General features: G+C 64.2%; 8 protein-coding genes. All 8 read left to right on the top strand.

The window, feature by feature from the left end:
• The first annotated feature begins 2 nt into the window (after positions 1 to 2).
• The 8 genes from QWG60_RS16545 to QWG60_RS16510 all read left to right on the top strand — a co-directional run bounded on the left by QWG60_RS16545 (position 3) and on the right by QWG60_RS16510 (position 11,281).
• Positions 3 to 521: an Hcp family type VI secretion system effector gene (locus QWG60_RS16545; RefSeq protein ID WP_046079176.1), complete on the top strand. Its 519-nt coding sequence runs from the start codon at positions 3 to 5 to the stop codon at positions 519 to 521.
• Positions 522 to 759: 238 nt separating this feature from the next.
• Positions 760 to 2,901, top strand: coding sequence for a type VI secretion system Vgr family protein (locus tag QWG60_RS16540; RefSeq protein WP_290130909.1), 2,142 nt, complete (start codon positions 760 to 762; stop codon positions 2,899 to 2,901).
• A complete protein-coding gene (locus QWG60_RS16535; protein ID WP_146909509.1) occupies positions 2,898 to 3,776 on the top strand; it encodes a DUF4123 domain-containing protein in 879 nt (292 codons plus the stop codon). The genes QWG60_RS16540 and QWG60_RS16535 overlap by 4 nt, the downstream gene beginning before the upstream one ends.
• Positions 3,773 to 7,408: a toxin VasX gene (locus tag QWG60_RS16530; RefSeq protein ID WP_146909512.1), complete on the top strand. Its 3,636-nt coding sequence runs from the start codon at positions 3,773 to 3,775 to the stop codon at positions 7,406 to 7,408. The genes QWG60_RS16535 and QWG60_RS16530 overlap by 4 nt, the downstream gene beginning before the upstream one ends.
• The gene (locus tag QWG60_RS16525; RefSeq protein WP_146909514.1) at positions 7,401 to 8,423 is read left to right on the top strand and encodes a hypothetical protein; all 1,023 of its coding nucleotides are present in this window, start codon (positions 7,401 to 7,403) and stop codon (positions 8,421 to 8,423) included. The genes QWG60_RS16530 and QWG60_RS16525 overlap by 8 nt, the downstream gene beginning before the upstream one ends.
• 586 nt (positions 8,424 to 9,009) lie before the next feature.
• On the top strand, positions 9,010 to 9,462 hold the full coding sequence (locus tag QWG60_RS16520) for a hypothetical protein (RefSeq protein WP_290130908.1): 453 nt from the start codon (positions 9,010 to 9,012) through the stop codon (positions 9,460 to 9,462).
• 47 nt (positions 9,463 to 9,509) lie between these two features.
• Entirely contained in the window at positions 9,510 to 9,989 is a 480-nt protein-coding gene (locus QWG60_RS16515) for a hypothetical protein (protein ID WP_146909519.1), read from the top strand.
• A gap of 191 nt (positions 9,990 to 10,180) precedes the next feature.
• Positions 10,181 to 11,281 carry a TRAP transporter substrate-binding protein gene (locus QWG60_RS16510; RefSeq protein ID WP_146909520.1) on the top strand — a complete coding sequence of 367 codons (1,101 nt, stop codon included), beginning with the start codon at positions 10,181 to 10,183 and terminating at the stop codon, positions 11,279 to 11,281.
• Positions 11,282 to 11,295: the final 14 nt, after the last annotated feature.

Raw genomic sequence — 11,295 nt, 5'->3', positions numbered from 1 at the left:
ACATGCCTACCCCGTGTTATATCAGCATCGAAGGCCAGACCCAGGGCAACATCACCGCCGGTGCCTTCACCCCCGAGTCCGTCGGCAACATCTATGTCGAAGGCCACGAGGACCAGATGCTGGTGCAGGAATTCAAGCACATCGTCACCGTGCCGACCGACCCGCAGTCCGGCCAGCCCGCCGGCCAGCGTGCCCACAAGCCGTTCATCTTCACCGTGGCCCTGAACAAGGCCGTGCCGCTGATGTACAACGCCCTGGCCTCCGGCGAGATGCTGCCGAACGTCGAGCTGAAGTGGTACCGCACCTCCGTCGAGGGCAAGCAGGAGCACTTCTTCACCACCTCGCTGACCGACGCCACCATCGTCGACATCAACCTGCGCATGCCCCACGCCCAGGATTCCAACAGCGCCGAGTTCACCCAGCTGATGGACGTGTCCCTGGCCTACCGCAAGATCGACTGGGAACACACCGTCGCCGGCACCTCCGGTTCCGACGACTGGCGCGCCCCGATCGAGGCCTGATCGCCTCGCGCCCTGCGGTGCCCCGCCCATGCTCGCGCCGGCGGGCACCGTCTTCGTCGCCAGGGCCTCGGCCCTGGCGGCGGCATGTCTCAGCGCTGGTCGTTCTCGTCCGTCAGGCGAGCCCTGAGGCATGCCGCCGCCGACTTGTGTCGGCGTCGCACTCGCGTAATCTACCCCTTTCGCCGGCCCTTCGCGGCCGGTGACCCAAGGAACGGACACGGCCTCCAGGAGGGATGCCATGACCCAGGCCAATGGACTGCAGTTCACCCTCAGCCTCACGGGGGCCGAGGACGCCGACCTGGCCGTCGTCGACTTCACCCATGAAGAGGCGCTCTCGGCGCCCTTCTACCTGCGGGTGCGCGTCGCCAGCCGGGCCGCCGACCTCTCGCCGGAGGCGCTGCTCGACCGCCCGGCGAGCCTGACCGTATGGCAGGACGGCGTGGCCCAGCGCCGGGTCCACGGCATCGTGGCCGAATTCGGCCGCGGCGACCGCGGCCATCGCCGCAGCTTCTACGAGGTGGTGATCCGCCCCTCGCTGTGGCGGCTCTCGCTGCGCCAGAACTCGCGCATCTTCCAGCGCGTCTCGCCTCTGACCATCCTCAATACCCTGTGCGAGGAGCGCGGCCTGACCGACGTGGCCTTCGCGGTGACCCGCGAGCCGGCCAAGCGCGAGTACTGCGTGCAGTACCGCGAGACCGACCTCGAATTCCTCGAGCGCCTGGCCGCCGAGGAAGGGCTGTTCTATTTCCATGAATTTGAGGATGCCGACCTCGGCGCCCACCGACTGGTGTTCGCCGACGATCCGCAGGTGCTCACCGGCCTCGGCGAGCGCAGCTATCACCATCGCGCCGGCGGCACGCCGCCCCAGCGCCATCTGCGGCGGCTGACCCAGACCGCCCGGGTGCGCCCGGCCCGGGCCCAGCTCAAGGACTACTCGTTCAAGCAGCCGGCCTATGCGCAGCTGCACGACCAACAGGGCCAGCGGCTGGAACAGCACAGCCAGCGGGAGGACTACGAGCACTACGACTACCCGGGCCGCTACAAGGCCGATGCCTCGGGCCGGGCCTTCACCCGCCACCGGCTCGAGCACCTGCGCCACGATGCCCTGACCCTCGACGGCGAGAGCGATCTGCCGGAGCTCACCCCGGGCGCGCGCTTCACCCTGGCCGACCACGACGTCGGCGAGTTCAACCGCGGCTGGCAGGTCATCAAGGTGGTGCACCAGGGCGATCAGCCCCAGGCATTAGAGGAAGATGCCGCTCAGGCGCAAGGCCTGCGGGGCCAAGGTGGGAAGACAGGCTCGGAAGCCATGACCCGCTACTACAACACCCTGAGCCTGACCCCGGACGATGCCGCCTGGCGCCCCGAACCCCGGCCCAAGCCGCGGGTCGATGGCCCCCAGGTGGCCTTCGTGGTCGGCCCGGAGGGCGAGGAGATCCACTGCGACGAACATGGCCGGGTGCGTTGCCAGTTCCCCTGGGACCGCTACGCCGAGCCCAATGAAACCGCCAGCGCCTGGCTGCGCGTTAGCCAGGGCTGGGCCGGCGGCGGCTACGGCATGATGGCGATCCCGCGCATCGGCCACGAGGTGATCGTCTCCTTCCTCGAGGGCGACCCGGACCAGCCGCTGGTCACCGGGCGCACCTACCACGCGGTCAACACGCCGCCGTATTCGCTGCCGGAACACAAGACGCGCACCGTGCTGCGAACCCAGACCCACCAGGGCGAGGGCTTCAACGAGCTGCGCTTCGAGGACCAGCACGACCAGGAACAGATCTGGTGGCACGCCCAGAAGGATCTGGAGCTGCTGACCGAGAATGACCGCACCGAGGAGATCCGTCGCGACAGCGATCTCGGGATCAAACGCGACCGCATCGGCGAGATCGACCGCGACGATCACCACACAGTGCACGGCGAGCGGCGCGAGAAGAGCGACGGCGCCCAGCACCTGACCGTCGACGGCAGCCTGCACCTGAGCGCCGGCCAGGCCTGGCTCACCGAGAGCGGCCGCGAGCTGCACATCAAGGCCGGCCAGAAGGCGGTGCTGGAAGCCGGCAGCGAGCTGACCCTGGCCGCCGGCGGCAGCTTCCTCAAGATCGACGGCGGCGGCATCACCATCGTCGGCCCCAGCATCAAGGTGAACGCCGGCGGCAGTCCCGGCAGCGGCACCGGGCAGGGCGCCCAGGCGCCGTTACGGCCCGGACATGCTGAGCCGGAGGTGAGCCAGGACGTGACGCTGGGCCCGATCTTTGGCCATCGGCTTGACCAGGCCATGGTAGCTCACACACCGCTGGTGGAGCCTTGCCAGAAGCCGGACAGCGGTGGTCCTTGCCCATTGGGTGATGCGTGCCCCTGCGAGGCGCGAGGGCGGGCCGGATGAGTCAGCGAGATCGTGCCGATAGCCTTGAGAGCCTGCTGCTTGAAGATAAGGAGCGGGATACCTGGATAGTGATCGAGCAAGAAGCGCGAACCCTGCGGCGGATCTATGAACTCGAGGCCTCTCCCGATCTGGACTACCTCTTTCACGGCACCCGCTATGCCGAGTGGTCCGAGAAGAGTCCGCTGGCGGTTCGCGTCTCGCCGTCGAGTCCACTCTGGCAGGCCTTCGTCGATGGTCAGGGCGAGCCGCCACTGCGAGGGGTGATGGCGGTCAGCAGTGCGCCGAAACAAGCCGTCATGGCGCATCTGCAGAAACTGTTGGAAGTGATGTTCTACGGAGGAAGGCGAGCGCTCCTGAGATTCTATGACCCCTGGATCATGGCCGTTCTGATGAGCGCCGATTCTCCTTCGGCGCGCTGGCTTGGGCCCCTGGCTGGGGTCTACTGGTACGGCGGTACCTTCGCGCAGCGAGCCGAGTCGGGTGCCGCCTGGCATGCCGTCAAGCAAGCAGCCGAAGAGAGTGATGCTGTGGATTCTATCGCCCAGGAGATGATCACGCTGACGCGTGAGGAAGAGTCCGCCCTGGAGGAGTTCGTGGCCGATTACCCGATGTGGGCGGAGCTGGAGGCCAAGGCAGGACTCGATCCCGGGTCGGCGCAACACGCCGCGTGTTTCATCTCAGTGCTCGAGGAAGCCGGTCGGCTATCGATTCCCCTGACAGAGTGGCGGAGTTATCTGGCGCTGCGCTTCGTTCACCATCGCGAAGGCTTGCCCGAGAACATGGAGACTCTCCCGGCGGAAGAGCGGCTCGAGGCGCTTCGCCACCACATCGATCACGCAGCGCATGAAACGAACACAGGGAAGGTGTGGGCATGAGCAATGGCACGCTTGGCAATACTGCCTGCGAGGTAGAAAAGCTGTTCATTCAGGTGATGGGGAAGGAACACCCGGATGGTCACGAGATCGTGATCGTGGATCAGTTCGATGGCGAGCCTCTCGAAGCCTTCGGCAGCGCCGACACAGAACCGCTTCAGGAGCCTGTCAGCGTCCTGCACCAGTGGGACTGGCAGGGACATGCGCGTGTCGATGCTCAGCTGCAGATAGCCAGCGAAAACGGTGAGCCGATTCGCCTGCCACTCTTCGAGTGGCTGTACAAGACGACGCGGCAGAGGCGTCTCCAGCACAACGTCATCCAGCCCGTTCTGCCGATGGCGCTGTGGGAGTCGCTCGATTCACGCGAGCGAACAGCGCTGCCGCTGCGTGCCGGCTACCTGTATCTCTTTTACCGGGACTCCCTCTGGCGCGAGATCGAGGTGACGGCCAATCAGGCGTCGGGGCGCCTGGAATTCCGTGACGTCGATCTCGCCGCCCATCGCGATGAACAAGGGAGTTATCGCGATGACCGTCGCCCCGCGGCCGGTGTCATGCTCGAGGAAATCTGGCTGCCTTGGAAACAAGATGATCGCTATGTCGATAGCGAGCTGAAGATCGCCTACTCCGAGGTGCAGTGGTCGGCCGCGCGGCTCGGTTTCCTTGAAGCCAATCCTTTGGAGCAAGGGCGTCGAGGTAACACGATCAACCTCAACGGTCGCGGTACGAATGCGACTCAGGGATACGTTTACTACCTCGATGAAGACTCGCCTCAGCGCCTGCGCGATCCCCTGATCGAACTCCAGCTTGCCGAACCGCAGCGGGTGACTCAGGACCTGTCCGGCAGCGCGCTGGGCGAGCTTCATGCAACCCTCGTCAAGGAGCTGGAAGCCTTCGATGCCGGAGGGATCAAGGCGCGCGAAGCCGCCGAGGCGGGGCAGCGCAGTGGCAGGGATGCGGGAGAGTCGCGCTCGCCGACCTATCTCCAGGCCGTCGCCCGTCTTCAGGTGCTGTCGGAGCGGATGACATCGTCCGAAGAAAGTGAGGAAGATGAGGAGGAGTCGGCCGACAACATCTGGCAGCAGAGCCTTGGTGAGGCCGAGAGCTGCCTGGCCGATGCCTGTGCGCGCCATATTCCGGGCCTGGTCATCGAGGATACGCTGTTCGCCATGCGTCATGCCTCGAATGGCTGCCAGGCCGGCCTGGCCTATCTGCAGCAGCTGCCCACGCTGGCCGCGGAAGACGAGTTCTACGAATGCGCCGCCCTGGTCAATCGCACGATCCTGCGCCGCCACGATGCCGAGGGAAAGGAAAACGAGCTGCGTCGCTTCGCCGACGAGGCCGATCTGAGCGATACCGGCGAGCTCAGCCGCATCCTGCGCGATGCTCAGCGAGAGCTCGCCCGCCAGCAGTTCGACGCCTATCAGACGGCGCTCTATGGGCACCTGATCAGCCTGGAAGGCCAGTCGGTACTGGCCGACCTGTTGAGCCTGGAGGGCCATGACTACCTGGGGGCCTATGCCTTGGCAGCCGACCTGCTCCAGGGGCTGCGTGAAACGTCGGCGCATGCCGATGGCCTGCATGACGAACCGCCTGTGGAGTTCAGTCGTACGCAGCGCTATCTCATCAGCGTGATCGAGGACGGCAGCGGCTATGCCCTGCATCGCATGCTGTTCCCGAGCCATGAGGACTCGCCGCTGGATGGCCCGCTCGTGCTGCCCGAGGAAGAGATCAATCACGGCGATGGGCGCGTTCGCCTCGGTGCGCTGGCGGCCCAGAGTCAGATGGACCCGCCGGGAGAGGAGGATATTCAGCTGCTGGATACGGCGTTGCTCGCCGGTCTGGTCGAAGGCGGAGGGCTGTCCCTGGTGCCGGAGCTGAAGCGCTGGACGGGGGCGATCGATCATGTCCTTGGCAAGATGGCCGAGCACGCCATGCTGATGCTGAAGGACGCCGGTTCGGAGATAACCGTTGCCACGATCTTTCCTTCGGTGGCACGGCTCGCGCGGGCCGGTATGCCGGACCTGCTGAGCGGGATGCAGAGCATGCCGCCCAGCCAGGCGATCGGCAAGGTCATTCTCGGCGTGGCCGACGCGCAAGACGGCCTGGTCAATGGCCTGACGCCGGCGGACCGCCAGCGCTTGCAGAGTGACTTGAGCCGCGCCTCGGACCGGGTGAGGAGCGCCGTTCGCGATGCCACGGGGCGGAAGCTGACCCAAGAGGTCGCCAACAACCTGACACAGGCCGCGGGCGATCAGGCCCTCGAGGTGCTGGTGGTTGATGAGGACTCCAGGGCCGCGGCGATCAGCCGACGCGCCCGCCGCCAATATAGCCTGTCGCGCAGCGCCGATGCGGTGCGCCTGCCCTATATCATCGCCGTGATCGAGTTCTTAAACCTCAGGCAGGAGGTTTCACGGAGGGGAAACGACAAATCTACGAGACAGCGGGCAGGCATCGGAAGTGCTGTGCTCGATTTGTTTGTAGCTTCTACCAAGGCTGTGGAATTTTTCGGCGAGCGTCATCAGCAGTTGACCTGGCTTCGCGCCAAGGCCATCAGCCGCAAAGCTCCTTGGGGGGTAACTATCGGGAAGGTATTCCCCAGTCTTGCGGCACGTCTGCCGGCCTATGTGACCTTAATCACCATCGGCGGCACTGCGGCAGGGATATTGACTGCCGCGCTGTTCGCTTGGGATGCCGTCACCAGCATACGCAACGGCAACTGGGGGGCGGGCGTCGCCCTGGGCGTGGCCGCCGCCGGCACCTTTGTGGTGGCGGGGTCCGGGCTGCTTACCACCAGCGCGCTGTGGCTGGGCCTGGGGCCGGTGGGCTGGATCGCCCTCGGGCTGTCGATCGCCGGGGCGCTGGTCGCCATGTGGCTCTCGGACGACGAGATCGAGGAGTGGCTGCGCATGGGGCCCTTCGGCACCCATGGGCATCGTGCCCCCTGGCTGCAGGAGCCGACCGAGGCGTACGACCGCCTGGTCAGCCTGTTCGCCGGCATCCGCATCCGCATCGAGCGCATTGCGCCCATTTCCGTAGAGCCCCTGGTCGAGCGGACCCCGCCGGGCATCGGCCTGGTGCCCGAAGCGGCACAGAGGCCAGCCGCGGCCCTCGATCGCCTCCTCGGTGACGGCCCCGCCGGTCTTGATCTGATCGGGGAGACGCGATCGCCCACGGCCAATACTCGCATCACCATCGAGAGCAATTTGCCGGGTCTCGCGGCCGGCTGGGAGATCCACGCGCATCTTCGTCGGCAGCAGGCGGTCGATACCGGGGTCTATAACAAGGACGTTCGATATGGTTGGTGGGAGCATGACATGGAGCCCGTTGGCGGGGATCGCCAACCGCTCTTCCAGCGCGAGACCGCCCATGGCGTGGAGTATTACGTGCATACTCCGGACGATGAGTTCCGCGGCCGCGGCATGAGCGAGAGGCGCATCCGCCACGGCTGGGCGGTGCGGGTGCAGTGGAGGCTGAGTGAGGTGCCCTACCTGCCGAGGGTGCTGCCCGCACCGGCGCCGCTGACCGACCCCGCCGACATTTCGGCGTCGGCACAAAGCACGCCGGACTTTACCGAGTACGACCAGCCCTACTGGGCCGACGAGACGAACGACAAGGACGACACAGACGATGGCTGAGACGGACCCGTTTTATGGTGAAGACGCCTATACCCCGGATCGGCTTCGGCGGCGCTCCGCCGGCGAGTGCCGGCACTCGCGCAAGTTCCGCGCCTTCGCCGCCGGCGGCGAGCGCCTGGCGCATCGCGATCCCAGCGTGGATATCAGCCCGATGCACGAGTGGCATCACAATAGCCCGCAAAAGCTGCGTGAATACGAGGCCGATCCGACCGTAGCCAAATTCAAGGATCCTGAATATCGGGTCGATCAGCCATTGCGCTGGGACGAGGAATGTATTCGCTTTACTAGTCATACGAAGCGTGCCTTTATTTTTGGCATGGCACGAGTATTTGGTTTGGTCGGGGGGGGGATTACTGTATCAGTTTTTTTCCTGACTTCTGTTGTTTTGGCTGCCATGGATGCTTATGGAGCTCGTTATGGCGATTTCATAGACAATTTTTTTGATTTTTTTGACTGGCAGATGCCTTTGGTAGTGTTTTTAATATCGTTCTTTATTTGGTGTCCTGCGGCACTAATACAGCGTCTTGCTCCCAACTTCGCCGCCGGTATGCAGCCCGGGCCCATGTGGGAGCTGAATCGCCGCACCGGCCAGGTGACCGTCTTCGCCGATCCCAGCAAGAAGCGCACCGCCTGGCGGGTCGCGGATGTGCGGCCCTTTTACGAGTTCGACTGCCACCTGCTGAGCACCCCGGACCCGCAGGGCTCGCCCCAGTACTCGCTGAGCCTGGTGCATCACCTCGATGAGGTCCAGGCGCGCCTGGTGGGGATGTTCGGCGCCACCCAGAGCCATCTCGAGCAGCGCGCCACCTGGGACATGCTGCAGCGCTATATGGACGTGTCCCAGCCGCTGCCGGACTTCCCCATGCTGGAACAGGACCGGCCGGCCGACCCCACCACCCGCGAGCATGACAGGGAAACCGGCCGCGACCCGCGCTTCTGGCGTGATATGGACGACGCCACCTATGAGCGTTACGTCGAGGCCCAGCAGGGCAAGATCAATGCACTTTACCTGTGAGGGGCCGAGGGAAGCGACGACGGTACCGCGAAGCGCCTATGCCGAGGACGCCTATACCCCGGATCGGCTTCGGCGGCGCCCCGCCGGCGAAGGCCGGCACTCGCGCAAGTTTCGCGCCTTCGCTGCTGGCGGCGAGCGCCTAGCGCATCGCAACCCCAGCATCGATATCAGTCCGATGCACGAATGGCAGCACAATAGCCCGCAAAAGCTGCGTCAATACGAGGCCGATCCGACCGTAGCCAAACTCAAGGATCCTGAATATCGGGTCGATCAGCCGCTGCGCTGGGACGAGGAGTGCATTCGCTTTACAAGCCATACCAAGCGGGCCTTTATCTTTGGCATGGCTCGAGCCTGTGGAGTAGTGGGACTTTTTTTTATTACTCCCATAGTCGTTATAACTGTGCTGGCAATGGCAGTAATGTCAGCTAATAATGCAAGATATGGAAGCTATATATCTAATTTATTAGATTATTCTGGCTGGTTGATTATTCTCATCTTTTTACTTGTTTTCCTTGTGCTTTGGGGGGGGGCTTCGCTAGTTCAGCGCCTTGCCCCCAACTTCGCCGCCGGCATGCAGCCAGGCCCCATGTGGGAACTGAATCGCCGCACCGGTGAGGTGACCGTCTTCACTGATCCCAGCAAAAAGCGCACTGCCTGGCAGGTCGCGGATGTGCGGCCCTTTTACGAGTTCGATTGCCACCTGCTGAGCACCCCGGACCCGCAGGGCTCGCCTCAGTACTCGCTGAGTCTGGTGCACCATCTCGACGAGATTCAGGTGCGCCTGGTGGGGATGTTCGGTGCCACCCAGAGCCACCTCGAGCAGCGTGCCACCTGGGACATGCTTCAGCGCTATATGGACGTATCCCAGCCGCTGCCGGACTTCCCCATGCTGGAACAGGACCGGCCGGCGGACCCCACCACCCGCGAGCATGACCACCACACCGTCCGCGACCCGCGCTTCTGGCGCGACATGGACGACGCCACCTATGACCGCTACGTCGAGGCCCAGCAGGGCAAGATCAATGCGCTCTATCTGTGATGGCACAGCAAGTAGGTACTAGCTTCGCTTGAAGGTTTCGACGCGATGTGGTCGATGTCATCCATGAACTGTTGACGCTGAAAATGGCTAAGGAAAGCAACGCAATGCAACTGATATGTGCTTTTAAGGCGAAGCCCGTCGAGCGATACGCACAGCTTTTCGGAGGCTGTGTGCTCATCGCATTTGCACTGGCGATGTCGAGTTTATCTGACGAGATACGTTTTCTCTTTACTGTATTTGGAGTGGCAGGTATTGGTTTCGGCCTGCTCAGCCATTTTTATCACCCGTTCAGAGTCTTCGATGAACATCTGGAGTCAAGGAAAACGCCCATTTCTCCGAAGAAGACAATCCCTTACTCGTCGATTCAGAGCGTGAAGAAGAAAGGGGAAAGCAAGATCGTTGTTCATCACGATAAAGAGGGAACGGCTAAACGGACTACGCTCTATACCGGCCTGTTGGCCAAAGACGATCGTGATGCGTTGATGGAGCACATAGGCACTCGAGCCAACGTGGTCATTCAGGACTGACAGCGGGAGCAGAGCGCCGATACGACGCCTGGTTCGTGTTCGTGTGATCCCGAGCCGACAGGCCAACCGAACTGCTGACGCAGTCGTTCGCTTGCTGATAAATGCCGCTTTCGCGATACTGCCCGGCGGACACTGACATGCTTCGGCATGCGATACGAAAAGAACAGCAAGGACAAGGAGCCGCCCTCTCCATGGAGCGTCGCAACTTTCTCAAGACCAGCCTCAAGACCCTGGGGGCCGGCACCGCCGGTGCCGTCGCCGCCCCCTTCGTCAGCACCGCCAGCGCCCAGGAGACCATCACCTGGAACATGGTGACCTCCTGGCCCAAGAACTTCCCGGCCCTGGGCACCGGCGCCAACGACCTCGCCGAGCGCATCGAGCGCATGTCCGGTGGACGCATGCGGGTGAAGGTCCACGGTGCCGGTGAGCTGGTCCCGGCGCTGGAGGTCTTCGACGCGGTCTCGGCCGGCACCGCCGAGATGGGCCACTCCGCCTCCTACTACTGGCGCGGCAAGGCCGCCGCGGCGCAGTTCTTCACCGCCGTGCCGTTCGGCATGACCGCCACCGAGACCAACGCCTGGCTCTACTACGGCGGCGGTCAGGCGCTGTGGGACGAGCTCTATGCCGAGCACAACCTCAAGCCCTTCGCGGTGGGCAACACCGGTACCCAGATGGCCGGCTGGTTCAAGAAGGAGATCCACTCGCTGGACGACATGCAGGGGCTCAAGCTGCGCCTGCCGGGGCTTGCCGGCGAGGCCATGAACGGCATCGGGGTGACCACCCTGACGATTCCGGGCAGCGAGATCTTCACCTCCATGGAGACCGGGGTGCTCGACGCCGCGGACTGGGTCGGCCCCTACAACGACCTGGCCTTCGGCCTGCATCAGGTGGCCGACTACTACTATACCTCGGCCTGGAACGAGCCCAGCGCGATCCTCGAGGGCACGGTCAACCTGGAGGCCTGGAACGCCCTGCCGGACGATCTCAAGGCGGTGGTCACCGAGGCCTGCCGGGCCTCCAATCTGGCGATGCTCAGCGAGTTCGCCTTCCGCAATGCCGAGGCGCTGCGGACCCTGGTCGACGATCACGGCGTCAAGCTGCGCCGCTTCCCCGACGACGTCATGGCGGCGCTGCACGAGTCGTCCGGGCAGGTCATCCAGCGGCAGGTCGAGAACGACGAGGCCTCGAAGCGGATCTTCGAGGCCTATCGCGACTTCCAGCAGCGGGTCAGCGCCTTCACCGGCATCGGTGAGCTCGACTACCTGAAGTCGCGGGAGGCGCTGGTCGGTTGAGGCGACTCGGGGCG

This window comes from Halomonas halophila (assembly GCF_030406665.1).
Lineage (GTDB): Bacteria > Pseudomonadota > Gammaproteobacteria > Pseudomonadales > Halomonadaceae > Halomonas > Halomonas halophila.
Note: the sequence above shows the minus strand (reverse complement) of the source record. Positions and strands in the feature narration are given on the sequence as shown.